The organism is Ruegeria sp. AH3, from assembly GCF_056536265.1.
Map to the genome: position 1 here is coordinate 163,697 of NZ_JBQFJL010000001.1, position 25,429 is coordinate 189,125.

Annotated in this window: 25 protein-coding genes; 15 read left to right on the forward strand and 10 right to left on the reverse strand. The window is 58.3% G+C overall.

The features are described 5' to 3' along the window. Positions 1–11: 11 nt before the first annotated feature. From ACR3EM_RS00815 to ACR3EM_RS00845, 7 genes are all read right to left on the reverse strand, one after another. On the reverse strand, positions 12–1,523 hold the full coding sequence (locus ACR3EM_RS00815; protein WP_480468927.1) for a mannitol dehydrogenase family protein: 1,512 nt from the start codon (positions 1,521–1,523) through the stop codon (positions 12–14). Then, positions 1,523–2,296: an L-iditol 2-dehydrogenase gene (locus ACR3EM_RS00820; RefSeq protein WP_480468928.1), complete on the reverse strand. Its 774-nt coding sequence runs from the start codon at positions 2,294–2,296 to the stop codon at positions 1,523–1,525. The genes ACR3EM_RS00815 and ACR3EM_RS00820 overlap by 1 nt, the downstream gene beginning before the upstream one ends. Further along, positions 2,293–3,297 carry an ABC transporter ATP-binding protein gene (locus ACR3EM_RS00825; protein WP_480468929.1) on the reverse strand — a complete coding sequence of 335 codons (1,005 nt, stop codon included), beginning with the start codon at positions 3,295–3,297 and terminating at the stop codon, positions 2,293–2,295. Before ACR3EM_RS00825 ends, ACR3EM_RS00820 begins: the two co-directional genes overlap by 4 nt. Positions 3,298–3,309: 12 nt before the next feature. Beyond that, complete coding sequence (locus ACR3EM_RS00830) at positions 3,310–4,140, reverse strand: carbohydrate ABC transporter permease (protein ID WP_480468930.1); 831 nt, start codon at positions 4,138–4,140, stop codon at positions 3,310–3,312. A 12-nt stretch (positions 4,141–4,152) separates the two neighbouring features. Beyond that, positions 4,153–5,019 (reverse strand): carbohydrate ABC transporter permease, encoded by an 867-nt coding sequence (locus ACR3EM_RS00835; protein WP_480468931.1) that lies wholly within the window; start codon positions 5,017–5,019, stop codon positions 4,153–4,155. A 108-nt stretch (positions 5,020–5,127) separates the two neighbouring features. Next, the gene (locus ACR3EM_RS00840; RefSeq protein ID WP_480468932.1) at positions 5,128–6,429 is read right to left on the reverse strand and encodes an ABC transporter substrate-binding protein; all 1,302 of its coding nucleotides are present in this window, start codon (positions 6,427–6,429) and stop codon (positions 5,128–5,130) included. A 95-nt stretch (positions 6,430–6,524) separates the two neighbouring features. Beyond that, positions 6,525–7,550 carry a LacI family DNA-binding transcriptional regulator gene (locus tag ACR3EM_RS00845; RefSeq protein ID WP_480468933.1) on the reverse strand — a complete coding sequence of 342 codons (1,026 nt, stop codon included), beginning with the start codon at positions 7,548–7,550 and terminating at the stop codon, positions 6,525–6,527. Positions 7,551–7,670: 120 nt separating this feature from the next. Between ACR3EM_RS00845 and xylB the strand changes: the two genes are divergently transcribed. The 8 genes from xylB (at position 7,671) to ACR3EM_RS00885 (ending at position 16,117) form a co-directional block, all read left to right on the forward strand. Further along, positions 7,671–9,107: a xylulokinase gene (gene xylB / locus ACR3EM_RS00850; protein WP_480468934.1), complete on the forward strand. Its 1,437-nt coding sequence runs from the start codon at positions 7,671–7,673 to the stop codon at positions 9,105–9,107. A 347-nt stretch (positions 9,108–9,454) separates the two neighbouring features. After that, positions 9,455–10,468 (forward strand): GlxA family transcriptional regulator, encoded by a 1,014-nt coding sequence (locus ACR3EM_RS00855; RefSeq protein ID WP_480468935.1) that lies wholly within the window; start codon positions 9,455–9,457, stop codon positions 10,466–10,468. 135 nt (positions 10,469–10,603) lie between these two features. Beyond that, positions 10,604–11,743 (forward strand): aromatic ring-hydroxylating oxygenase subunit alpha, encoded by a 1,140-nt coding sequence (locus ACR3EM_RS00860; protein WP_480468936.1) that lies wholly within the window; start codon positions 10,604–10,606, stop codon positions 11,741–11,743. Beyond that, positions 11,740–13,275, forward strand: a complete 1,536-nt coding sequence (gene betC / locus ACR3EM_RS00865; protein ID WP_480468937.1) for a choline-sulfatase — start codon at positions 11,740–11,742, stop codon at positions 13,273–13,275. Before ACR3EM_RS00860 ends, betC begins: the two co-directional genes overlap by 4 nt. After that, positions 13,272–14,066, forward strand: a complete 795-nt coding sequence (locus tag ACR3EM_RS00870) for an SDR family NAD(P)-dependent oxidoreductase (RefSeq protein WP_480468938.1) — start codon at positions 13,272–13,274, stop codon at positions 14,064–14,066. Before betC ends, ACR3EM_RS00870 begins: the two co-directional genes overlap by 4 nt. 13 nt (positions 14,067–14,079) lie before the next feature. After that, a complete protein-coding gene (locus tag ACR3EM_RS00875; RefSeq protein WP_480468939.1) occupies positions 14,080–14,451 on the forward strand; it encodes an aldehyde dehydrogenase family protein in 372 nt (123 codons plus the stop codon). Then, a complete protein-coding gene (locus ACR3EM_RS00880; protein WP_480468940.1) occupies positions 14,451–15,191 on the forward strand; it encodes an SDR family NAD(P)-dependent oxidoreductase in 741 nt (246 codons plus the stop codon). The genes ACR3EM_RS00875 and ACR3EM_RS00880 overlap by 1 nt, the downstream gene beginning before the upstream one ends. Further along, entirely contained in the window at positions 15,191–16,117 is a 927-nt protein-coding gene (locus ACR3EM_RS00885; RefSeq protein ID WP_480468941.1) for a 3-hydroxyacyl-CoA dehydrogenase NAD-binding domain-containing protein, read from the forward strand. Before ACR3EM_RS00880 ends, ACR3EM_RS00885 begins: the two co-directional genes overlap by 1 nt. Positions 16,118–16,124: 7 nt before the next feature. Here ACR3EM_RS00885 and ACR3EM_RS00890 read toward each other — a convergent pair whose 3' ends face one another. Next, a complete protein-coding gene (locus ACR3EM_RS00890; RefSeq protein WP_480468942.1) occupies positions 16,125–17,225 on the reverse strand; it encodes a Gfo/Idh/MocA family protein in 1,101 nt (366 codons plus the stop codon). Between the two features lie 12 nt (positions 17,226–17,237). Further along, positions 17,238–17,948 (reverse strand): GntR family transcriptional regulator, encoded by a 711-nt coding sequence (locus ACR3EM_RS00895; protein ID WP_480468943.1) that lies wholly within the window; start codon positions 17,946–17,948, stop codon positions 17,238–17,240. 106 nt (positions 17,949–18,054) lie between these two features. Here ACR3EM_RS00895 and ACR3EM_RS00900 point away from each other — a divergent pair, with 106 nt between their 5' ends. Genes ACR3EM_RS00900 through ACR3EM_RS00925 form a run of 6 tightly spaced genes read left to right on the forward strand, consistent with a single transcriptional unit; the run spans position 18,055 to position 23,632 of the window. Then, complete coding sequence (locus ACR3EM_RS00900) at positions 18,055–19,209, forward strand: LLM class flavin-dependent oxidoreductase (protein ID WP_480468944.1); 1,155 nt, start codon at positions 18,055–18,057, stop codon at positions 19,207–19,209. Then, complete coding sequence (locus tag ACR3EM_RS00905; protein ID WP_480468945.1) at positions 19,209–20,099, forward strand: aldo/keto reductase; 891 nt, start codon at positions 19,209–19,211, stop codon at positions 20,097–20,099. The genes ACR3EM_RS00900 and ACR3EM_RS00905 overlap by 1 nt, the downstream gene beginning before the upstream one ends. Beyond that, positions 20,099–20,614 carry a flavin reductase family protein gene (locus ACR3EM_RS00910; protein WP_480471875.1) on the forward strand — a complete coding sequence of 172 codons (516 nt, stop codon included), beginning with the start codon at positions 20,099–20,101 and terminating at the stop codon, positions 20,612–20,614. The genes ACR3EM_RS00905 and ACR3EM_RS00910 overlap by 1 nt, the downstream gene beginning before the upstream one ends. Positions 20,615–20,667: 53 nt before the next feature. Then, positions 20,668–21,255, forward strand: coding sequence for a TRAP transporter small permease (locus ACR3EM_RS00915; RefSeq protein WP_480468946.1), 588 nt, complete (start codon positions 20,668–20,670; stop codon positions 21,253–21,255). Then, complete coding sequence (locus tag ACR3EM_RS00920; protein ID WP_039540899.1) at positions 21,256–22,545, forward strand: TRAP transporter large permease; 1,290 nt, start codon at positions 21,256–21,258, stop codon at positions 22,543–22,545. Between the two features lie 25 nt (positions 22,546–22,570). Beyond that, positions 22,571–23,632, forward strand: a complete 1,062-nt coding sequence (locus tag ACR3EM_RS00925; protein WP_480468947.1) for a TRAP transporter substrate-binding protein — start codon at positions 22,571–22,573, stop codon at positions 23,630–23,632. A 31-nt stretch (positions 23,633–23,663) separates the two neighbouring features. Here the strand turns inward: ACR3EM_RS00925 and ACR3EM_RS00930 are convergent, their stop codons facing one another. Further along, complete coding sequence (locus tag ACR3EM_RS00930; protein ID WP_480468948.1) at positions 23,664–24,134, reverse strand: tetratricopeptide repeat protein; 471 nt, start codon at positions 24,132–24,134, stop codon at positions 23,664–23,666. A gap of 84 nt (positions 24,135–24,218) precedes the next feature. Between ACR3EM_RS00930 and ACR3EM_RS00935 the strand changes: the two genes are divergently transcribed. Then, entirely contained in the window at positions 24,219–25,418 is a 1,200-nt protein-coding gene (locus tag ACR3EM_RS00935) for a cytochrome-c peroxidase (protein WP_480468949.1), read from the forward strand. Positions 25,419–25,429 lie beyond the last annotated feature (11 nt).

Sequence of the window (25,429 nt, forward strand, 5' to 3'; positions counted from 1 at the left end):
GCTGCGTTTGGCTAGTACAACATTGAATCACGGGCAACATAGTCGGCTATGGCTGTTCGGCTACCTCGTCGCCAGATCGTGGTCAGCCAGGTGACAAAGGCTTCTGAAAATTGCGTGTCGTGGCCAAAGTCGCCATAATACTGGCGTTGTTCGATCCAAAGCTCTGGATCGGCTTTTGACGCCAGAGCGGTTTTTTGCAAGTTCTCCCACTGAGGATCATTGGGGGCGATTTCGGAGCCATCTTCGCGAATGCCGGCGCACATCCGGCACCAGAAAGCTTCGGCCAGCGCGAGCCCGTTCGTCGGAGACCCAGACGCGAGGCCATCGCGCAACGATGGCAGCAGGAACCCTGGATGACGTGCCGAACCGTCAAACGCGACCCGGCGCGTCGTGTCGTGAATCGCGGTGTTGGAAAATCGCCTCTCAACTAGTCCAAGATACTCTTTTGCTGTGGTTTCGGGGACGGCTTCAACATGGGGCAAAATATCTTCAGCCTGAACTTTCTCAAAAAACGCCAGGATGTCCGGATCCTGCATGCAGTCTGAAATCGTCGGGATGCTCAGAATTTCCCCGACATTTGCGAGCAGTTGATGGCCTCCGTTCAAGATGCGCAGCTTCATCGTCTCATAGCTGTGAACATCGTGGGTCAGTGTCACACCGACCTGTTCGAGCGGCGGCCGTCCGGCGCAGAACTCGTCCTCGATCACCCATTGGCGAAAGTTTTCGTGCGACACCGGTGCGCCGTCATCGACACCAAGTGCGCGGCATCGCGTTACTACTTGGTCGGTCGTCGCGGGCACGATGCAATCAACCATCGAATTAGGGAACGCGCCGTTCTGGTCGATCCAGTTGGCCAGATCAGGGTCGGACATACGCGCCAGATCAACAACGCAGTTTCGCAGGATTCCCCCGTTGCCTTGAAGGTTATCGCAGCTTAGCGCGGTGAAGGGTTTTAGATCATTCTCCCGCCGCCACCTGAGCGCCGAAACAATGGCACCAAAGACCGTGCAAGGCCGGTCGGGGTTATTCGCATCATGGCGAATGTCTTCATGATCCGAGTTGAAGGCACCGGTATTGGCATCCAGATAATACCCGCCCTCGGTTACCGTCAGCGATACAATCCGGGTGGATGGATCGGCCATCTTCAGGATCAGTGCGGCGTTGCCTGCCCCAATCGGCAGGTAGTCGATCATCGGACCGGTCACTTCGGCAGATATTCCATTTGGATCCAGTTCGATCAACGTTGTCAGGCAGTCCTGTTCTAGCAGACGCTGTCGCATGTCGGCATCGTAGCTTCGCACACCGGCGCCGATGATCGCCCAGTCATGGGCCTGACCCTGCTGCATCAATTGGTGAATATACCAGGCTTGATGCGCGCGGTGAAAATTGCCGACTCCGATATGAACAATGCCCGGCGTCAGGTCCGAAGGCTTATATGCTGGTGTCCTGACGTTTGCGGGCAAGCCGTCCAAGTTGTCGCGCCGCAGAGACACCGGGTGTTTTTCATGCGCCACAGGGTCCATCAGCTCATCCAATTTCCGCCGTCTACGTTATAGGTCTGCGCGACGATGTATTCTGCTTCGTCAGAAGCCAAAAACACCGCCATTCCGGCCAGGTCTTCGGCTCGCCCCATCCGGCCATAGGGAACAGCCGCCGCAACTTCGCGTTTCTTTTGACCGGGGGCTTTGCCTTCTTGTTTGGCGAAGAACGCGTCAACACCATCCCAATGCTCGCCATCCACCACACCGGGGGCGATGGCGTTAACGTTGATCCCATGGCTGATCAGGTTCAGGCCTGCGGATTGAGTCAGGGATATGATCGCCGCCTTGCTGGCACAGTACACGGCAACCAGAGGCTCACCCCGTCGCCCGGCTTGCGACGCCATGTTGATGATCCGACCTTTGGTACCGTGTTCGATCATGTGGCGCGCGACGGCCTGCATTGTGAACAAAACTCCTGAGACGTTAATATCGAAAACACGGTCGAAGTCGGCACGCTCAATCTCAACAATTGGTGCAGCAGTGAAGATGGCTGCGTTATTGATCAGAATGTCGATGGGGCCGAAATGGGCTGCTGTTTTTGCCACAGCCTCATCTATGCTCTGCTGTTTGGTCACATCCATCTCGACGGCAAATGCATCCTCGCCGATCTCGGTCGCTGCATCCTGAGCGCGCTGGATGTCGATGTCGGCTATGGCAACGCGCGCACCCTCTGCCACATAGGCCTTGGCAAAGGCCAACCCGATGCCGCGTGCGGCCCCGGTGATCAGAGCGGTTTTGCCTGCCAGACGCGTCATTCGATCCGCAAGCCTTTCGTGTCAAAGCGGTGAATCACATCTGCCCGTGGTGTCAGGTGAATGCGATCTCCATGGCGGAAGCCGACCTCGCCATCTGCACGGACAGTGATTGTCTCGGCCAGACCGGTTTCATGGACGTGGAAAAAGGTGTCCGAGCCTAGATGCTCAGAGACGCTCACAACCCCGGACCATTCGCCCTCGGTTTCCGAAACAGCAATGTGCTCGGGGCGGATGCCAATGGTATGGGCACCGTGTTTCGCGGCCTCTTCGCCCTCGATGAAGTTCATCTTGGGCGAGCCGATGAAACCAGCGACAAACAGGTTGCGTGGCGTCCGGTAGAGTTCCAGGGGACTGCCAACCTGCTCGATGACACCGGCTTGAAGAACGACGATCTTGTCGGCCATGGTCATAGCTTCAACCTGATCGTGTGTCACGTAGATCATCGTGGTTGCCAGACGTTCGTGCAACTCACTGATCTCAAGCCGCATGCCGACCCGCAGGGCAGCGTCGAGGTTGGAGAGCGGCTCGTCAAATAGAAACGCAGCCGGTTCGCGGACAATGGCGCGGCCAATGGCGACGCGCTGGCGTTGGCCACCAGACAATTGGCCGGGACGGCGATCCAGATAGTCGGTCAGGTTCAGCACACTGGCCGCGCCTTCGACGCGCTTGTCGATCTCGGCCTGATCCAGCTTGGCCATCCGCAAGGGAAAGGCGATGTTCTTGCGGACGGTCATATGCGGATAGAGCGCATAAGACTGGAACACCATCGCCAGACCCCGCTTGGCGGGCGGCACGTCGGTGGCGTCGGACCCGTCAATGTCGATTGATCCTGAGGTGATATCCTCCAGCCCTGCAATCAAGCGTAGCAGGGTGGATTTACCGCAGCCGGACGGACCGACGAAGACTGTGAACTCACCATCCTCGATAGTCAGGTCCAGCGGGGGAATGACCTGCACGTCGCCGAAGCTTTTGGTCACGGACTTGAGTTGAATGCGTCCCATGAGGAGTGCTCCTTATTTCACAGCGCCGAAGGTCAGGCCGCGGACAAGTTGTTTCTGGCTGAACCAGCCAAGGATGAGGATCGGCGCAATTGCCATGGTCGAGGCCGCACTGAGTTTGGCAAAGAACAGGCCTTCGGGGCTGGAATAGCTGGCGATAAAGGCCGTCAGCGGGGCCGCATCAACGGCTGTCAGGTTGAGGGTCCAGAACGCTTCGTTCCAAGCCAGGATGAAGTTCAGCAGCACAGTCGAGGCGATGCCGGGCACGGCCATGGGCGTCAGGACATAGAGGATTTCCTCTTTCAGGGTCGCTCCGTCCATCCGCGCGGCCTCCAGAATTTCCCCCGGAATTTCGCGGAAATAGGTGTACAGCATCCAGACGATGATCGGCAGGTTGATCAGCATTAGCACCACGACCAGCCCGCCACGCGTGTCCAGCAGGCCCAGACGGATGAACAGCAGGTAGATCGGGTAAAGCACACCAACCGCAGGCAGCATCTTGGTGGACAGCATCCACAGCAGAATATCCTTGGTGCGTTTCGAGGGCACAAAGGCCATCGCCCATGCAGCCGGCACTGCGATGATCACGCCCAGAATGGTAGAACCGCCCGCGATGATGACCGAGTTCCACAGGAACCGCATGTAGTCTGAGCGCTCCTGAACGACGGCATAATTCTCAAGCGTCCAGTCAAAGTTGAGGAACAGAGGCGGGCTTGCGATGGCCTGCGCTTCGGTCTTGAAGCTGGTCAGGATCGTCCAGAGGATCGGGAAAAAGATCAGCAATCCAATGGCCCAGGCCAGGGCAGTGTTCAGTGATTTACGGCGGGTTGTGACGGCGCGGGCCATGGTCTTACCTCCTCACGCGTCCAGGTTTTTGCCGACGATGCGCATCAGGAAGATCGCAACGATATTGGCTAAGATGATTGCGTAGACACCTCCGGCTGATCCGAGGCCAACATTCTGGCTTTCCAGCACACGCTGGAAGATCAGGTAGGTGAGGGTGCGGGTGCCGAATGCGCCGCCGGTGGTCACGAAGATTTCGGCGAAGATCGACAAAAGAAAGATCGTCTGGATCAGGATCACGATGGTGATCGCGCGGCTGAGATGAGGCAGGACGATGTGATAGAACCGCTTCAGCACTGGGGCACCATCCATTTCGGCCGCTTCCAGCTGTTCACTGTCCAGAGACTGGATCGCGGTCAGCAGGATCAGGGTCGCGAAGGGCAGCCACTGCCATGAGACAATCATGATGATCGAAGTCATCGAGGCTTCGGACAGCCATGAGATCGGTTCGGCCCCGAAAAAGCGCCATAGATGGGCCAAAAGGCCGTTCACCGGGTCCATGAACATGTTCTTCCAGACCAGCGCGGAAACCGTTGGCATGACAAAGAAGGGCGCGATCACGAGGATGCGGACGACACCTTGCCCCCACATGGGTTGGTCCAGCAGCATCGCCAGAACGATGCCCAGCACCACCGTGATCACCAGTACACCACCGACAATCATCAGTGTCGCCTGGACAGCGGGCCAGAAAGAGCTGGACGAAACGAACCGGATATAGTTGTCGAAACCGACCCAGCCCAGATCACCTCCACGCAGCGGCAGGTATTTCTTGAAGGAAAAATACAGCGTCATCGTCAGAGGCACGAGCATCCAGCCAAGCAGCAGGACCACTGCGGGTGCCATCATCAGGCGCGCAACGGATCGGGAATGTTGAGTTGCCATAACGCAAACCCTCTCTGTTCAGGCGTTAGCGTAGCCTGCGAGAAAAACGCGAGTTGTGAAAGTAGGGAGCGGGGGGCAGATCTCTGCCCGCCCGCCGGGGAGTGTGCCTCAGTAGCCTGCGGCTTCCATCTCTTCTGCGGTGAAGGCCTGCGCTTTCTCCAGCGCTTCTTCGACCGTTTGCTGCCCGGCATAGACCGCCGAGAATTCCTGACTTACCTGTGTTGCGATGCCCGCGAATTCCGGGATCGCTGCAAACTGGATGCCGACATATGGCACCGGTTTCACCGTCGGGTTGTTCGGATCAGCCGACAGGATCGAATCCAGTGTCATCTTGGCGAACGGAACCTTCTGGTATTCAGGGTTTTCGTACAAAGAAACGCGCGCGCCTGGCGGAACATTGGCCCAGCCTTCGCTTTCAGCCACCAGTTCGATGTAATCTTTTGACGTAGCCCATTCGATGAACTGCTTGGCCGCATCTTCCTGCTGTGTTCCGGCTGGAATGGCGAGCGCCCAGGCCCAGAGCCAGTTGGACCGCTTGCCCAGACCGGTGTCAGGCGCGAGCGCAAATCCAACCTTATCCGCAACTGTGGAATCGTCAGGGTTGGTCACGAAAGACGCCGCAACAGTTGCGTCGATCCACATGCCGCACTTTCCCTGTTGGAACAGGGACAGATTTTCGTTGAAACCATTGGTGGCATAACCGGCAGGGCCAGATTCCGTCATCATTTCAACATAGAAGTTCAGCGTGTCGGCCCATTCCGGCTGATCGAACTGAGGCTTCCAGTCTTCGTCGAACCAGCGCGCGCCGAACGAGTTGGACATGGCAGTGATAAAAGCACCGCCTTCACCCCAACCAGCTTTGCCGCGCAGGCAGATTCCGTTGATGTCAGCGTCGCGATCGGTCATTGCCGCCGCTGCTTCCTTAATGAACTCCCAGGACGGAGCTTCGGGCATCTCAAGCCCCGCTTTTTCCATCAGGTCCGCGCGGTACATGATCATGGAACTTTCGCCATAGAAAGGTGCCGCATACAGCGTACCCTCATGGCTCAGACCGCCAGCCATGGCTGGCAGGATGTCACCAACGTCATATTCGTCGGACAGGCCGTCCAACGGAACCAACCAGCCATTTGCGCCCCAGATGGGCGTCTCGTACATGCCGATGGTCATGATATCGAACTGACCACCCTTGGTAGTGATGTCGGTGGTTACGCGCTGACGCAGCACGTTTTCCTCCAGCGTCACCCACTCGACATCGATGCCGGTCGCTTCGGTGAATTTATCGGTGTAGCCCTGCATCCGGATCATGTCGCCGTTGTTCACGGTGGCGATCGTGATGGATTGCGCGTGGGCTGCTGCCGTGGCGACGAAAGTCAAAGCAGTCGCCGCACGAAGTGCGTGTTTCAGATACATCCCTGTCCTCCCTGAGCTTGGATGTCATACAGAGAACGTAGAGTGTAAATTGTCGCGACGTCAATAAAAACTTTACGCGCGTTAAGAATTGTGAGTTATGCAGAATCCCTCAATACAAGCCGCGCAGGGAAAAGCGTTTCGGCTCGAGTATCGAATTTCCCCCCGCTTTCAATGAGTTCGAACAAAGTTTCGACACTTCGTCCGGCTACGTTGTCGTAGTCATGCGCTGCTGTGGTCAGAGACGGGCACGTAAATTTTGCGAATGGATGATCGTCATTCGAGGCGACGCGCAGCGTGCAATCTTCCTTCCGACCGACCCGAATCCCCCGCTCGAAACAGGCTGCGAGAAAGCCGATGGCAAGCCGATCATTGCTGCACAAAACAGAATCCGTCTTCAATCCACGCTCTTCCAGAACTTTCAGCGCGCCCCTGTGCCCGATTTCTTCGAACGCCCAGCCTGTGCCGTCAACTTTGATGATATGCGGCTCGAACCCGAGGCGTTCCATCACCTCAATGTAGGCTTTTCGCCGTTTATTGGCGTTGGGGTTCGCAGGTGTACGCATTTCAAAGAAGGATGGAGGCTCACCCGTCCGGGTCATGTATTCCACAGTCTGCGACACAAAACTGAAATTGTCCGACCCAATAAACGCGGCCCCCAGACCATCAAGGTTACTGTCGAACAGAACAGTCGGCACATTGGAACAGAATTTTTCGATCGCTGATCGGTCCGAAATTCGCCCCAACGGTGCCAACAGAACCCCCGCGGGTTTCATGGACTGCAGGCCGTCCAGAATTTCGGTTTCCAGCTTTTGCTCGCCATGTGAACTGAACAAGGATGGGCGATACCCTGCTGCAATACAGCTTTGTTCCAGATAGCGCGCGATTTCGGCAAAGAACGGATCAGCCAGATAGGGCACGACGATGCCGATATTCTTGGTCAGCTTCCGGTTCTGGTTCACAGCATAGATATTCGGACGATAGTCAAACCGTTCGAGCGCCTCCTCAATGCGCGCCCGTGTCGTTGGTCGAACGCTATCGGGATCGTGGAAGTACTTAGAAACCGTGGGTCGCGAGATGCCGCTGAGGGCCGCGAACTCTTCCATGTTCTTAATTTTGGTCATGCCAGTCTGCCTGCGGATCTTCGCCGCCTTGATCTTATCCTAACTTTACATATTCTTTGCGCGCGATAAAAAATCAAGAGTCAGGCAAGTTCCGGGCTTTGACGCGGGCAAGGGGTTTCAATGTATTTGGGGATCGATATCGGAACGTCAGCAGTCAAGCTTGTCTGCACGGATGCTGATCGGATTGTGGCGACGTCTTCTGTGGGGCTCAAGACAACATCTCGGCAACCTGGCTGGTCAGAGCAGCACCCGGATCTTTGGTGGCAAGCGACACGCGACGCATTAAATCTGCTTGCCGGGAAAATCGCGTTATCTGAGGTGAAAGCCATCGGATTGTCCGGCCAAATGCATGGCGCCGTGTTACTGGATCGCGATCTGCGCCCGATCCGCCCAGCAATCTTGTGGAATGACAGCAGGGCAGCGCATGAATGCGATGAACTGCGAGCCGCCGAACCGCAGATCGGGCAGATTGCGGGTGTTCTACCCTTACCGGGTTTTACTGCGCCCAAGATTGCGTGGCTGAAACAACATGAACCGGAATGCTATGGCCAAATTGCCCATATCCTGCTGCCCAAGGATTACATCGGCTTATGCCTGCACGGAGAGCTGGCAACCGACACGTCCGATGCCGCCGGAACCATGTGGCTCGATCAGGCGTCGCGCAAATGGCATGTCGGAATAGCCGAAGTCACCGGAGTAGCCCTCGATTGGTTGCCTCCGGTTCACGACGGGCACACGGTTGTTGGAACAGTGACAGCGCGCCCTGCGGCAGAGACCGGGTTGAAGCCCGGGACTCCTGTGGTCGCCGGGGGAGGGGACGCGGCAACCGGGGCGGTATCGTTGGGCGCTACCGAACCGGGGCGTGGCTTCATCTCTCTCGGAACGTCGGGCCAGTTATTTGTGGCGGATCGCTCATATAAGCCCAACCCCGAACGCTATGTGCATGCATATGCGCATACTCTGCCCGACCGCTGGTATCAAATGGCGGCGATGTTGAACGGGGCGAGGCCAATTTCATGGATTGGTGATCAATTGGGGGTGTCCGCCGCCGAAGTTGTTGCGCTCGCTGAAACGGTCAGCGGTGAACGCGTGCCGATTTTCCTACCGTATCTGACAGGTGAGCGCAGCCCACTTGGGGATCCGCATATCCGGGCCGGTTTCTTTGGTCTTGAAGATTCGACAACACGCGCAGACATCTGTCGTTCCGTGGTGGAGGCTATAGCTTTTTGCTTTGCCGATGCCGCGCAGAGTTTCGGCGATACAGTAGATAGTCTGCCGGAGCTTGCCGCCATCGGAGGTGGCAGCCGATCAGATCTGTTATTGAGTCTCATTGCGACGGTAATCGGGAAACCTATCGTGCGCTCAGACGGAGCGACTTCCGGTCCATCCTATGGCGCGGCTCGTCTGGCAGCTTTTGGTGATGGTACCTTGGGCAGAGCCGATCTTGCAGAACAGCCCACGGCAATGGACAGGTTTGAGCCCGATGATTTAGTGCCACTTTCACGGCGATTGGCACGATTTCGTCAGCTTTATGCGGCAGTTAAGAACGTAAATTAGTCTCGGTCTAATTGACCTCAGCAATTCTGCCTCTGTCTTTTGTAGATCGGCTTTACGGGATCCGCACCAGCCAGCTTCTGTTCAGCCATGGGCGAAGCTTTTCTAAGTTGGATTTCTCTGAGCATGAAAGGCCTCGGGCGTTGCACAATGCGATGCCCGTCATCTGACGGAAATGAGATCCGGGCCCGGCGGATATAACAAAACACGCCTTGGTTAGATCGCACATTGCGTCAACAATTCCCCAAGGGCTTGTCGGTTGTCAGCAGCGGGATTAGAGAATTCTTATGTATGTCGAGGTGGATATCCCGCACGCTACAACGTTCCGCGCTATGTGAGGTGATCGGGTGATGACACAATCCGCAGCCTCGCAGACCCGTATATTGTTGCTGGTGACCCCAAACTTCAACATGTCGGCCACGATGGGGTTCATCGATCCGTTCCGGGCGGCGAACTATCTGGACGGCAAGCCACACTTCACGTGGGATTTCGTGTCTGAGGCTGGCGGCTATTGCGTTTCAAGCAACGGGGCCGGGACGCAGACAGCGACATTGAGCAGCTTTGATGCGCAGCCGGCGGATATACTGATCGTCTCTTCCAGCTGGACCCCTGAACGGCACCTGACGGCAAAGATCAGTACCGCGTTACACCAATGGGCGCGCACAGGGGTGCTGCTTGGGGCGCTAGATACAGGGGCGTTCATGTTGGCGCAGGCCGGGTTGTTGAACGGGCGACGGGCGACTGTGCATTACGAACATATCGATGCCTTTCAGGAGCTTTATCCGGATGTCGAAGTGACGGAGAATTTGTATGTCCTCGACGGCAACCGGGCGACCTGCTGCGGAGGAGGGGCGTCGGTGGATTTTGCTCTGCATCTTTTGCAAGGTATCCACGGGATTGCGCTGGCGAATGCCGCCGCTCGCTATATCTTTCACGACCGGTTTCGGGGGCCATCGGCGCTGCAGCAGCCCGAGGGCAATGAGCCCTTGGGCACGATTATTCCCGCGACATTGAAAACGGCGATCCAGATCATGGAGGCGCATCTGGAAGATCCGCTACCGATCCCTGCGATATGCAAACAGGCCAATATTTCGCACCGGCAACTCGACCGGTTGTTTGCCACTCATATCCGAAAGACCCCGGCCCTCTACTATCGCGATATCCGGCTGGACCGGGCGAGGGGGCTTGTCACCCAGACCGATATGCCAATCGCCGAGGTTGCCATGGCATCCGGTTTTGCCAGTCAGGTACATTTCAGCCGTTCGTATAAGGAACGGTTTGGCCTGCCGCCCAGTCAGGATCGGGTCGAGGGCCGCGTGCCGTTCGAATACAGGGCTTGGCCCATGCATCGCAAACCGGGCTGAGGGATGCACACCAATGGCTGAAAAAATTAAGAATATGGCGAAAAAAGTTTAGACGAAACTTCGATTTCAGAAGATCATATGCGGCGAAAGCCAGTAGCCCGGTGCTCTGACAAGCCCCGAATTGTGGAGACGCATATGAGCGAGCTGCCGTCCAAAGAACAGTTCCAACGCATTTCCGACGGGTACAGTTCCGACCCGTTCAACACCAGTTCATTGAAAGCCGAGGCATATGTCGACCCGGCGTGGCATCAGGTCGATCTGAATGAGATCCTTGCCAAAACCTGGCAATGGGTCTGCCACGTCGAAAAGCTGCGCGCGCCGGGATCGTATGTAACGGTCGAGATTGCAGGCCGCCCCATTGCCATTGTTCGCGACCGCGAGGGCGTCTTGCGCGCTTTCTACAATGTCTGCAAACACCGCGCCCACCACCTGCTGTCGGGTGAAGGCGAGACGACGCGGATCATGTGCCCTTATCACGCGTGGGTCTATAAACTGGACGGCCAGCTTGTTCGCGCGCCCGAGACGGAAAATCTGAGCGATTTCAGCACCAAGGATATCTGTCTGGATCAGGTTCAGGTCGAAGAATTCGCGGGATTCATCTATGTCAATCTCGACCCGGAGGCTGAGCCTCTGCATCAGGTGTCGGGCGATCTGGAGACGGAGATCCGCCACTGGGCACCGGATATCGAGAACCTGACTTTCGGCCACCGCCTGACTTATGACATCAAGTCGAACTGGAAGAATGTCGTCGACAATTTCCTCGAATGCTACCACTGCCCGACGGCGCATAAGGATTTCTGCGATCTGGTCGATATGGACACCTACAAGGTGACCACATATGGCATCTATTCCAGCCACATGGCCGAAGCGGGCAAGGGCGCGAATACCGCCTATGACGTGTCGAACGCCACGGTGCGGACCCATGCAGTCTGGTGGCTGTGGCCGACGACCTGCCTGATGCGGTATCCCGGCCGGTCCTCGATGATCGTGCTAAACATCATTCCGATTGGCCCTGACCGGACGCTGGAGACTTATGATTTCTTCCTCGAAACACCCGAACCCGATGAGATGGAACTGGAAGCGATCCGCTATCTCGACGAGGTTTTGCAGCGCGAAGATATCGATATTGTCGAAAGCGTGCAGCGCGGGATGAGCACACCCGTCTTTACTCAGGGACGGATCGTCCACGATCCCAGCGGCTCGGGCAAATCGGAACATGCGGTGCATCACTTCCACGGGCTGGTTCTGGATGCTTACGCAAAGGCTGCTCCGTGAGGCGGCCTAATATCGTTGTAGTGATGGCCGACCAGTTGGCACCGCATTTCTGCGGCGCTTATGGGCACCCGACTGTTAAGACGCCGCATATCGATGCGCTGGCTGCAAGGGGCATGCGGTTTGACGCGGCCTATTGCAACTCGCCGCTCTGTGCGCCATCGCGCTTTGCCTTTATGTCTGGCCAGTTGATCAGCCGGATTGCCGCCTACGACAATGCCAGCGAATTTCGCGCCTCGGTTCCCACCTTTGCGCATTACCTGACGGCGTTGGGCTATCGCACCTGCCTGTCGGGCAAGATGCACTTCGTGGGCCCCGATCAGAAACACGGGTTTCAGGACCGGGTAACCACCGATATCTACCCGGCCGATTTCGCCTGGACCCCGGATTGGGAAGCCCCGGATGAGCGGATCGACAAGTGGTATCACAACATGCAAACGGTCAAGGAAAGCGGCGAGGCGATTGCCACGTTCCAGACCGACTATGACGATGAGGTTGAATTCGCCGCCCGCCGCTGGCTGATCGACCGGGGGCGAGATCGGGCGGCTGGGGATGAAGCTCCGTTCTGCCTCGTGGCCAGCTTTATCCACCCGCATGATCCGTATGTGGCCAAGCCGGAATGGTGGAACCTCTACTCTAACACCGATGTTCCACTGCCGGAATTCACCCTGACACCTGACGAACAAGACCCGTTCTCGCGACGGGTTATGGACGGGATCGAGGCCAGCTACGTGCCGCTCAGCGAGGCAGAGGTATTGCGCGCGCGGCGGGCCTATCTGGCGAATGTCAGCTATTTCGACAGCAAACTCGGCGCTATGGTGAACGCGCTGGAAGAGATTGGGGAGCTGGACAACACCATCATCATCGTCACCGCCGATCACGGCGATATGCTGGGTGAACGGGGGTTGTGGTACAAGATGAACTTCTTCGAACACTCGGCCCGCGTACCTCTTGTGATGGCCGGGCCGGGCGTTGCGCAGGGCTCTGCCGCCAATGCGTGTTCGCTGGTCGATATGCTGCCCACCTTCGTCGATATCGCCGGGGGTTCGAACGATATGTTCGGCGAGCCGGTGGATGGCCGCTCGCTGATGCTATTGGCACGGGGAGACGCCGATGCGATTGATGAAGCGATTGGTGAATACTGCGCCGAGATGACGCCTTATCCGGTTTTCATGATCCGTCGCGGTACATTGAAATACATCCATTGCGATCCCGATCCCCCGCAGCTTTACGATCTGTCGTGCGACCCGTTGGAGAAGGTGAATCTGGCCGAAAATCCGACCTATGCGGCGCAATCGTCGCACTTCGCTGATGAAGTCGCCAAACGCTGGAACAGCGAGAAGTTGCGCGCTGACGTGATCGCCACCCAGAAGTCCCGTCGCGCGTTGCACGCAGCGATGGAGGCCGGGGCGGGCGAGCCTTGGGATTACAATCCGCCTTCGGATGCCAGCCAGCAATATGTGCGCAATCACATGGACTGGACCGTGGCAGCCACCCGCTATCGCTATCCGCCTTTGAAGGAGACCAAATCATGATGCTGGACGGCAAAACCGCGCTGGTCACCGGCGGGCGAGGCGGGATCGGGCGAGCTATCGTTGCCCGATTTCTGCGCGAAGGCGCGCGCGTCTACGCGGCTGATTTGACGCCTGAGGGATCGTTGGACGCCCATGACGATGATGGCAGCCATTTCGTCAAGCTGGATGTCACGCAGGAAGCGGACGCAGTTGCCGCAATGGCGCAGGTCGACCGCGAAGCAGGTCAGTTGGATATTCTGGTCAACGCCGCGGGGATCGAGATCGAAAAGACTATCGAAGACACCTCGCTTGAGGAATGGAACCTTTCCTTTGCGGTTAATGTCACGGGGACGTTTCTGACCTCGAAACATGCGTTGCCGCTGATGCGCAAGGCGGCCTCATCAGGTCCTTCCGCTTCGATCATCAATTTCGGCAGCTATGATGGCTTCATCGCCGATCCCGGGCTGGCCGCCTATTGCGCCACCAAAGGTGCGGTACACGCACTGACCAAGGCGATGGCCTGCGACCATGGCCCCGATGGCATTCGGGTCAATGCGATCTGCCCGGGTTACGTGGATACACCGATGTTGCAGAGCTTTTTTACCGGCGATGGCTCGGGTGGTGGCGGCAAAACCATCGACCAGTTACAGCAGGCAGTGCGCGATGTGCATCCGATGCGGACATATGGAACGCCTCAGGATATCGCCAATCTGGTCAACTGGCTGGCCTCGGATGAGGCGCGCTATGCCAGCGGTCAGCTTTGGGTGCTGGACGGCGGCTTGTCAGCGCAAGTGCAGCAGATGCGACTTTAGGTGAGGGATGGATATGCAAACAGATATGCTGATCAATGGTGAGCGCGTTGTCGGGCTGGGAGAGCCTTTACCGGTTCTCGACCCGTCCGCCGATGAAGCGATTGTCGAGATCCCTGAAGCAACGCCCGAACAGATCAAAGCCGCGGCGCAGGCGGCGCATGAGGCGTTTGAAAGCTACCACCTGACCCCACCGGCTGAGCGCGCCGGATACATTCTCGCCATCGCTGATGTGGTCGAGACGCATATTGGTGAACTGCCCGACCTGGGTACCCTCGACGTTGGCAAGCCGTGGCCTGCGATGAAAGGCTCGGGCATTGGCTGCGATATGTCGGTCTATGCGCTGGACGCCTATATGTCCGTGCGCCACGTGATGGTGGCCCAGTGATGCGGTTGGCAGGGAAAACAGCGTTGGTGACCGGCGGCCGACGAGGTATCGGTCGCGGGATTGTCGGAGCTTTCGTACGGGAAGGCGGCAAAGTAGCGACGTGCGGGCGCGGTGACAGGCCCGAGGGGCTGCCTGATGCAATCGACTGGTACAATCTGGACGTCACCGATGCAGCAGCGGTCGATGCCCTGGCGCAAGAAATGGACGGCCTCGACATTTTGGTCAACAACGCTGGGGTTCAGGTCGAAAAGACAGTGCCGGACAGTTCGGATGCTGATTGGGAGATGGTGATTGGCACCAATTGCCGGGGCGTGTTCAACCTCTGCCGTGCTTTCATCCCGCGCATGGCCGAAGGTGGCTCCATCATCAATATCGGCTCAATCTCAGGAACGGCCGCAGACCCGTCGATGGCGCTTTATAACGCGTCCAAGGCTTTTGTGCATGGGCTGACACGCTCAATCGCTATCGATCATGGCCCCCACATCCGGTGCAACGCAATCTGCCCCGGCTGGATCGAGACCGGAATGCTCGATGCAGCGTTCGATCTGGCCGCTGACCCTCGGGCGGCCCGAAGCGATGCCTTGGCGCGACACGCGACACGGCGGTTTGGCAAGCCTGAGGATATTGCCAGCATGGCGGTCTGGCTGGCCTCGGATGAGGCAGGTTTTGCAACCGGGCAATTATTCACGGTGGATGGCGGCATGACCGCGGCGTCTCCGCTCAATCCGGGATTGTTCTGATGGAAATTCAACATACCGCCTGCTTGGGCGGTGGCGTGATCGGGGCCAGTTGGGCGTCGCTGTTTCTGGCATCAGGTCGCTCGGTGGCGCTGTTCGATCCCGACCCAAAGGTTGCGGACAATGTGCGCCGTTACATCGATACCGCATGGCCCGCGATGACTGAGCTTGGTCTGACCGAAAACGGCACCCCCGATGCGATCCGCTTTTTTCCCGGTGCGGCTGAGGCGGTCGAAGGGGCCGGATTCGTGCAGGAAAACGTCCCGGAACGGCTGGAGATCAAACATGCCACGTTCCGCGCCATCGAACCTGCCTTGTCGCCAGAGGCTGTTGTCGCAAGCTCGGCCTCGGGGCTGACCCTCGGCCAGATGCAGCCGGGCTGGAATGATCCTGCGCGGTTTGTGCTGGGGCATCCGTTCAACCCTCCGCACCTGATCCCGCTGGTCGAGGTATTGGGCAATGACCGCACTGCCGATGGTGTCGTCGAACAGGCGCAGGCATTCTATCAGTCGGTCGGCAAGACCACGATCCGTCTGCACAAAGAGGTGCCCGGCCATGTCGCCAATCGCCTGCAGGCCGCGATCTGGCGCGAGGCGATCCACCTTGTCACCTCTGGCGTGGCTTCGGTTGAAGATGTCGACAAGGCTGTCTGGGCCGGTCCCGGCCTGAGATGGGCGGCAATGGGGCCGACGATGCTGTTCAACCTTGGCGCGGGTGAGGGCGGATTGCAGGCGTTCTGCGATCACTTCACCGACACGTTCAACGGGTGGTGGGATGATCTGGGCGAGGTCCGTCTGACCGAAGACGTAACCCGCACACTGGTCGAGGGCGTCACCGCTGAGGCCAAGGGCGAGGCACCCGCCGCGCTGTCGCAGCAGCGGGATGCGTTGATCGTGGCTTTGCAGAAAGCGGTCGCGGGTCTGCGCTGAGCGGCTGTTACCGTGAAAGGGTTACAGTCTCTCCGCGCTCTGCCGCTTGTTGCGCGGCAAGCCCGACGCGCACCGCCCAGATGCCATCGCGCAAGGATACCTCCGGGGCTGTGCGCTCTCCACGCACCAGTTCCAGAAAGCCCTTGTGTTGGTAGTAGGTTGACCCGTTGTGATCCCCGGCGGCCAGTAACTCGGGTTCAACCGGAATATCGCGTGCAACCGGGCCTTTGGGATCGCGCGGGCTGACGATCAGTTGCGGTACCGGAGCCTCACCCAGATGGTCAGGCCAGAAACGGCCCGGTCCGGGGATCAGGGCCTCGACCTTGGCGGCGGGACCGATGGCGCAGATCTCTTCCTGATAGCGTGACCCTTCGGCGAACATGCACAGTTCCAGCATTGCTCGTGCGCCCGAAGCGAAATCGACGATGACATAGCCATTGTCCAGAATGTCCGGCGTCTCGCCCGCATAGGTCTCGTCCAGATGATTGACCGATTGCCCACCGCTTGCCGAGACCCGCACCGGGTCCGATTGCAGGATCAGGCGCATGAGGTCGAAGAAATGGCAGCATTTTTCGACAAATGTACCGCCTGTGTTGCGGTTGAACCGGTTCCAGTTGCCGACCTTCTCAAGGAACGGAAAGCGATGCTCGCGGATCGACAGCATCCTGATCCCGCCGCTGGTGGCTTCGGCTTCATCGATCAGCGCCGCGATGGGCGGCATATAGCGATACTCCATCGCGACCCAGATCGGGTGCGGGTAGTCGCGTTCCAACTGCTCAAGCCGGTCGAGATCGGCAGGATTGTTATATAGTGGCTTCTCGACCAGCAGGGGCAGGGGGCGGGTCTGGGCGATTTCGATCAACTGTTCGACATGCAGGTGGTTGGGGCTGGCAATGACAACGCAATCCAGATCACTGATCGCCAGCAGGTCCTGTATCGACGTGGCCATCTGCGCATCCGGCGCGATGGCTTGCGCCTTTTGCGCCATCTCCGGATCAGGTTCGAATATTGCGGCGACGCGCGTACCGTCAAGCAGAGCTATATTGTGCAGGTGCTCCTGCCCCATCATGCCGCATCCGATCAGCCCGTAATTGATGGTCCGGGTCATGCGCAGTTCCTTTTACTTCAGGCGTTGGACATAGGTGGCCCGATCCGGATCGAACCATGTTTTTGAAAACTCGACAGGTTCGGCCTTCTCTGACCAGCTGAACCGCTCGATATACCCCACGATCTGGCCGGCGGGTTTGGTGAAACCACTGGGCGTCCAGTCGGGCAGGGCACCGACCGAGACACGATCCTCGGCCCGTGTGATCCAGAAGCTAAGCTGCTGCTGGTAGTAGCGATAAAGCGAGTCAGACAGCAGGCTCTGATCGATTGTCCCGGCCGATTCGTCCAGCCAGATTTCCTCGACCGCGATGATTGTATCATTCAGATAGCGCATCCGGCGGACCCGCGATCCGAATTTCGACTGGCCGAATTCCGGCAAATCTGAGGGTTTGTGCAGATGATCGACCGACAGGACATTGGCGCGCGGCAACCCGCCGCCTTCGGGCAGCTCCAGCCGGAACATGGCATAGACGCTGTTCTGCGTTCCGGTCTCGCGGATGTAATTGCCCGAGCCCTGAATACGCTCCAACATGCCTTTTTTCTCAAGCTCGGCGAGCGATTTTCGCAAGGTTCCGACCGAAACATTCAGGTTGGCGGCCATATCCCTTTCAGGCGGCAGGCGCTCGCCATCCATCAGGCGGCCTGCCGCGATATCGCGGATCAGCAGCTCTGAGATCTGGACATAGATCGGCAGGGCGTTGGGATTACGGCTGTTCGTGGTCACTTGCGCGCGCTTCACTCGGTCGCAGGAAAAATTGATACACTATTGATCTACATCAATGCGCTTGCTACGCAAGAGGAAAGTCAAAGATGTACGGAGCGTGAATCAAATGAGCATCGTCCCCATCACATCCCCTGATCTGGATGCGGCCGAGGTTTCGTGGTTCGCAGCGCTGTGTTCGGATGACTACCAGTTCCTCGGTGTGCCCGACGGTGATCTGCGATCCAGTTGGGAGCATTGTTCGGGCATCGTGAAAGAAGCCGAGGCGCAAGGCTTTCGCAACATTCTGTGCCCGTCGTCCTATCAGGTCGGTCAGGATACGCTGAGTTTCGTCGCAGGTTGCGCGCCGATCACCGAAAAGATCAATCTGCTGGCTGCTGTACGCTGTGGTGAGATGCAGCCCATCATGCTGGCCCGCACCATCGCGACGCTGGACCACATGCTTAAGGGGCGGCTGACGGTCAACATCATCTCTTCCGACTTCCCCGGCGAGAAAGCCGACAGCGCGTTCCGCTATCAGCGCTCGCGCGAAGTGGTCGAGATCCTGAAACAGGCCTGGACGCAGGACGAAATCAACCATGCGGGCGAGGTCTATAACTTTTCAGGCCTGACCACCGACCCGGCTCGGCCTTACCAGACCGGTGGCCCACTGCTGTATTTCGGCGGCTACTCGCCGTCTGCTTTGGACCTGTGCGGCGAGCATTGCGATGTCTACCTGATGTGGCCTGAGACGAAGGACCAACTGGCCGAACGGATGAAGGCCGTTCACGCTGTGGCCGAGAATTACAACCGCACACTGGATTACGGCCTGCGCGTCCACATGATTGTTCGGGATACCGAGGCTGAGGCGCAGGAATATGCGGATTACATCGTCTCGAAACTGGATGACGAATATGGCCGCGCCATCCGCGAACGGGCGCTGGACGCGACCTCTCTGGGCGTGGCGCATCAGGCGAAGAACCGCGATCTGGCGGATGAATACGGTTATGTCGAGCCGGGCTTGTGGACAGGCGTCGGACGCGCACGGTCGGGCTGTGGCGCGGCGCTGGTCGGGTCAACCGATCAGGTCATGTCCAAGATCGAAGAATATCAGAAGATGGGCATCCGCGCCTTCATCTTCTCGGGCTACCCGCACATGGACGAGGCCAAACATTTTGGTGCCCGCGTGATGCTCAACCTGAAAACCTGCTCGCTTCCCGAAGCCTACGGGCGCGTGCCAGCAACCACCCCGGCGACCCCGCTGGGCAACGGAGTTCGTCGCTAATGCAACGTGTGAAACTATCTGACACGCTGGAAATGAGCCGCCTTGTCTATGGCATGTGGCGCTTGGGTGATGACAGTGACACCTCGACCGCGCATGTCGAGGCCAAGATTCAGGCTTGTCTGGATCAGGGCATCACTACCTTCGATCAAGCAGATATCTACGGCGGATACGCGGCCGAGGCCGTTCTGGGCAATGCCTTGCGCGCCAATCCCAGCCTGCGCCAGAAGATGGAAATCGTCACTAAATGTGACATCGTCGCGCCAATGGGTCGCTATGCGGAGGCCAAGGTCAAATACTACGACACGTCGCGCGCGCATATTCTGAAATCGGTGGATACGTCTCTGTCCGAAATGGCGATCGATCACATCGATCTGCTGTTGATCCATCGCCCTGATCCAATGATGGACCACCATGAAACCGGAGCAGCGCTGGATGAGGTGGTCGCCAGTGGCAAGGTCGGCGCGGTTGGCGTGTCCAACTTCCGCCCGCGGGACTGGTCTTTGCTGCAGTCGGCGATGAAAACCCAGTTGGTCACCAATCAGATTGAAATCTCGCTTGGGGAGATCAGCCCGTTTACCAATGGCGATCTGGCGTTCCACCAACAACACGGTCACCCTCTGATGGCGTGGTCGCCGCTGGGTGGGGGCTTACTGATGGCCGGTAACCCACCGGTCGGTGTTGTTGCAGATGAGATCGCCGCAGAATTTGGTGTGGACCGAGCCGCAGTGGCCGTTGCTTTCCTACTTGCACATCCGGCAAACATCCTGCCGGTGCTGGGCACCAACAATCTGGACCGCATCAAGCGCGTCTCGGATGCTTTGAAGGTCAAGCTGGACCGTGAAAGCTGGTACCGCCTGTATGAGGCGGCGCTGGGACATGAGGTGCCATGATGAATGCAATCTCGCGCGATATGAACCACACTTTCATCCCGCACAAGGACGACACACGAACCCTGCGCGATGCTTTTGGTCGCTTTGCCACCGGTGTCACTGTCGTGACCTGCGATAGCGAGGATGGGCCGATCTGCATTACGGCCAACAGCTTTTCGTCCCTGTCGCTGGACCCACCGCTGGTGATGTGGGCGGGTGACCGCAATTCGCGCCGGTTCCGTTATTTTCACGCTGCGCGCCACTTCAGCGTGCATGTCCTGTCTGCTGAACAGGCCGAGCTGTGCTTTGGCTGTTCAAAAGACGCCCATGCCCTGCGTGATATCGAACATGATCGGTGTGTAAACGGCACCCCGCTCTTGCCGGGCAGTCTTGCCCGGTTCGAATGTGAGCAGCACGCCTATCACGATGCGGGCGATCATGTGATCGTGGTGGGCAAAGTTCTGAAAGTCAGCATGGCGGATGGAGACGCGCTGACATTCTTTGCCGGAAAACTCGGCCAATTCGCGCAGAACTAAGCGCGATATGACGACTGCGGGGCGAACCCGCGGCTGAACAAGGGAGGATCCGCATGGGCGGACTGGCATCGGCGTTAGCGCCGATTGCATTCGTGAACGAAACCGTGCTGCGACTGGGCCGCGCGGTTGGTGTCGTTGCGATTGCAGTCATGGTAGTCGCAATCCTGATCCAGGTGTTCTTTCGATACGTTCTTGGAAACGCTCTGCCATGGCCGGACGAGGCTGCGCGGTTCTGTATGCTCTGGATGACGGGCCTGATGGCGCCCACAGCCTTCCGACGCGGAGGTTTTGTCGCCATCGACATGCTGCAGCGCTTTCTGCCGCGCGTGCTTGGCCTATCGCTCAATCTGTTTCTGCTTTTGATTTCACTGGCTGTCCTTCTGGTTGCCGTGAACATTGGATGGTCCGAAGTTACCGGCTTTGGTGGCCGGTTCGCCACTGCGGCTCTGTATCTGCCCACTTCTTTCGGGTTTGATGAATGGTATCGCATCCCGCGCAGTTGGATGATGGCGTCACTGCTGGTGGGGATCATCCTTCTGATCTCAGTCAATATCGAGCTGATCCTGCGGTCCATCGTGACCATGCTGGGCGGAGGGCATCTTCTGCCTGAGATTCCCGAAGCTGCGGTGGGGGCTGAATAAATGCTGATTTGGTTCCTGCCCACATTCCTGATTTTCCTGCTGATCGGCCTGCCGGTCTTTTTTGCATTGCTGGCCGCTCCGGGTATTTTGCTGTGGCTCAGCGGTCAGACCAACGACATCACGCTGCTTTATCGCAATGTTTATAACGGCATGGACAGCTTCCCGCTGATGGCCATTCCGTTTTTCATGCTGGCTGGAGAGTTGATGAACCGCGGCGGCATCACCATCCGTCTCGTCGAGTTCAGTCAGGCCCTGATGGGCCACCTGCGGGGCGGCCTTGCACATGTGAACGTGCTGAGCTCGATCCTGTTCGCTGGCCTTTCGGGCTCTGCCGTGGCTGACACCTCGGCGCTTGGATCTATGTTGATCCCGGCGATGGAGAAGCAGGGCTATACCCGCAAATTCGCCGCCGCGATCACGGCGGCCAGTTCGGTGATCGGGCCAATCATCCCGCCTTCGGGTATTATGATCATCTATGCCTATGTCATGGGTGAAAGTGTGGCGGCGCTGTTCCTTGCTGGTATCGTACCCGGTGTGATGGTTGGCGTTGGCTTGATGCTTATGATCAAGGTCATGGCCGATCGGTATGACTTCCCAGTCGCCAGCCGCAAATACACTTGGCCCGAACGCCGTCAGGCCAGTCTGAAAGCGTTCTTTCCGCTGATGACACCAGTGATCATTCTGGGTGGTATTCTTGGCGGTATATTCACCCCAACCGAGGCCGCCGCCGTGGCCGTGGGATATGCCTTCATCATCGGTTTCTTTGTTCTGCGCACCCTTACTTTGAAGGAAGTTCCCGAAATACTTAGCAATGCAGGCATGACTTCGGCGGTCGTCCTGTTGCTGGTCGGCGCGGCGATGGCGTTCAAGACGGTCGTTAGTCTCAGCCATGCGCCGGAACAATTGGCCTCGCTGATCCTCAGCCTGTCGGAAAACCCGCTGATCCTGCTGTTCCTGATCAACCTGCTGCTGTTCATCGTCGGCATGTTTCTGGACGCAGGCCCCGCGATCATCATCCTTGGCCCGATCCTTGGTCCGATCTTCACCAGCCTCGGCGTAGACCCGATCCATTTCGCCATCATCATGAGCGTCAACCTGACCGTCGGTCTGGCCACACCGCCCATGGGGTTGGTTCTATTTGTGGCTGCCGCAGTTTCACGCGAACGGGTTGAGACCATCGCCAAGGCAATCCTGCCGTTTCTGGCAGTCGAAATTATCGTGATCTTTCTGATCACTTATATCCCCGCACTATCCATGACGATCCCGAGGATAACGGGATTTGCAAACTGAACTGAGTATCACAGGGAGGAAACGCATGCTCAGAAGATTTATGAAAACCGCAGCGGTGGCCACATCGCTGGTGGCCGCGTCCGCCATGGTCGCGACCGCTGCCGACTATACGCTGCGCGCCACTGCCAACTCGAACGAAAATGACGAAGACTATGACGGGCTGGTCGTCTTCAAGAACTATGTCGAGGCTGCCTCGAACGGCGCCATCGAGGTTGAGCTGTTCATCGGCACGCAGCTGTGTTCGAACGGTGCTGAGTGCCTGCAGGGCGTGGCCGATGGCACCATCGACATCTATATCTCCACCTCGGGCGGGGCCTCGGGCATCTTTCCTTATGTGCAGGTTCTGGACCTGCCTTACCTGATGGCCGATGACCGCATTGCCGAGCATGTCCTTTCTGGCGATTTCACCCGCACCATGCGTGACATGGCGCTTGAGGATTCCGGCGGCGCGATCCGACTGATGACCATCGGCAACACCGGCGGCTGGCGCAACTTCGCCAACACCCAGCGCCGTATTGCTGAGCCCGCCGACATGGAGGGCTTGAAGATCCGCACCGTGGTCGCCGACCTGCCGCAGGAACTGGTGAAGGCGCTGGGTGCATCACCCACCCCGATCCCGTGGCCGGAACTGTTCACCAGCTTCCAGACTGGCGTTGTTGAAGGGTCCAAGAACGGTATCACTGACATCATGGGCATGAAATTCCCTGACGCGGGCCTGCAATATGTCACGCTGGACGGCCACGCCTATATGGGCGCGTTGTGGTGGATGAACAACGCCAAGTTCCAGGAGATGCCCGAGGATATGCGCCGTGTCGTCGTGGACGGCTTCTATGCTCTGCAGCAGGCGACCTTTGCCTCGCCCAAGCGCAAGTCGATTCAGGCTTATGAGGATTTTGTCGCCGGTGGCGGTGACCTTTATGTCCTGACACCCGACCAGAAGGCTGCGTTCAAAGAGGCTGCAACCCCGGTCTATGACTGGTTCCAGTCCAATGTGACACGTGGCGATGAGATCTTTGTAGCGTTGACGGACGCTGTGGCAGCAGCCGAGGCGGACGTGAACGCCTCACGCGATGCGGACCTGAACTGAGATATTGGGTCGGGCCCTCGTGGCCCGGCCTTCACCGAAACGGGTACATCCACCCTTTGTAGTCGTTGACCAGAACATGCGCCCTTTCGATCTGCTCCGGCGTCATTTTCTTGACCACTTCCTCAAGGCTGATCGCTGCATCGGGATCGCCGCCAATCGCGCTGAGTGTGTACCACATATAGGCCCGCACCAGATCAGGCGCGGGCATGCCGAGACCCAGCTCATAATACCAGCCGATGCCGGATTGCGCCCCCGGATGCCCCTTCATCGATGCGCGCAGATACCATTCAAACGCCCGCTCATAGTCCTGTTTGACCCCAAGCCCCAACCCGTACATCACACCGATCAATTCCTCGGCTTCGGCATTTCCGGACCGAGCGGCGGGCAGCAGTTCCTCGCGCGCTGCTTCAAACTCTCCGGCCTCCATCAGATTGCGTGCCTGTTCCAACTCAGCCAGCGCTGGGGTCGCGAGAAGGCAAAGGGCAAATACAAGCTGACGCATGGGATTGCTTTCCTTTTGGCAGGGGCTGCGGCTGCTCAGGAATTGCCGCGTCCGCTGACGGATGATGATTTCCTCCCCTTTGATATGAAACAGGCCGCCATTGGTCATCAACTGTTTTACGACCCGATCCTGTCGGGCAACCAGAACATCAGTTGCGCTCATTGCCACCACCCGGATTTCGGCACCTCGGACGGGTTGTCGCTGGGCATCGGCGAGGGCGGGCAGGGCCTGGGGCCAGATCGCACGCCGGGCATCGGTGCAGACAAGATCCGCAAGCGCATTCCGCGCAATTCACCAGGTTTGTGGAACCTTGGGGCCAAGGACATCCATACTGTTTTTCATGATGGCCGCCTGAGTATTTCGGATGTCTACGGCAACGGCTTCAACTCGCCCGCGCAGGAATGGCTGCCGGAAGGGCTGAATTCGCTGCTGGCCGCGCAGGCGCTTTTTCCGCTGACCTCTCAGTTTGAAATGGCCGGGAATGTGGCGGAAAATCAGGTCACCGGCGCGGTGCATGACCGTATCGACAAGGGCTGGCCGATTCTCGCCAAACGCGTGCGCACCGATCCGCGCTATGGCCCTGCTATGGTTGAGGCGTTCGACGAAATCGATACGACCGAAGACATAACGATCACCCAAGTCGCCAACGCGCTGGCGGCATTCATGGCGCTGGAATGGCGCAGCATGGACAGCCCGTTCGATCAATACCTGGCAGGGGATCACACGGCTTTAACGCCGCAGCAGCACGACGGCATGACCCTGTTCTTTGGCGAGGCGGGATGCGCAAACTGCCACTCGGGACCTTTGCTGTCGGATCAGAAATTCCACGCGCTGGGCCTGCCGCCTTTCGGTCCAGGCAAGACCCGCCAATGGGACCCCTATGCCCGCGATGTGGGTCGCATGGGGGAAAGCGACCGGCTTGAGGACGCCTATCGCTTTCGCACCCCGATGCTGCGCAACGTGACCGAGACAGCGCCCTACGGCCATAATGGCGCCTTTCCCGATCTGGAAGGCATCATCCGTCACCACCTGAATCCATCGCAGAGCCTTGAGGCCTGGACCCCTGAAATGGCTGGGTTGCCGGATGTACCGTGGCTGGCCAAGGTGGATTTCATCGTTTGGCAGGACCGGTTTGAGATGGACCGCCAGCGCCAGAAGATCGATATTGAGCCGTTGGAGCTGACCGACTCCCAGATCGCCGATTTGGTGGCATTCTTGGGCGCGTTGAAAGGCACAACGCTGGATACGCCGCTCTTCGGCGTGCCAGATGGTTTTGAGCCCTAGAAAACTCCGCG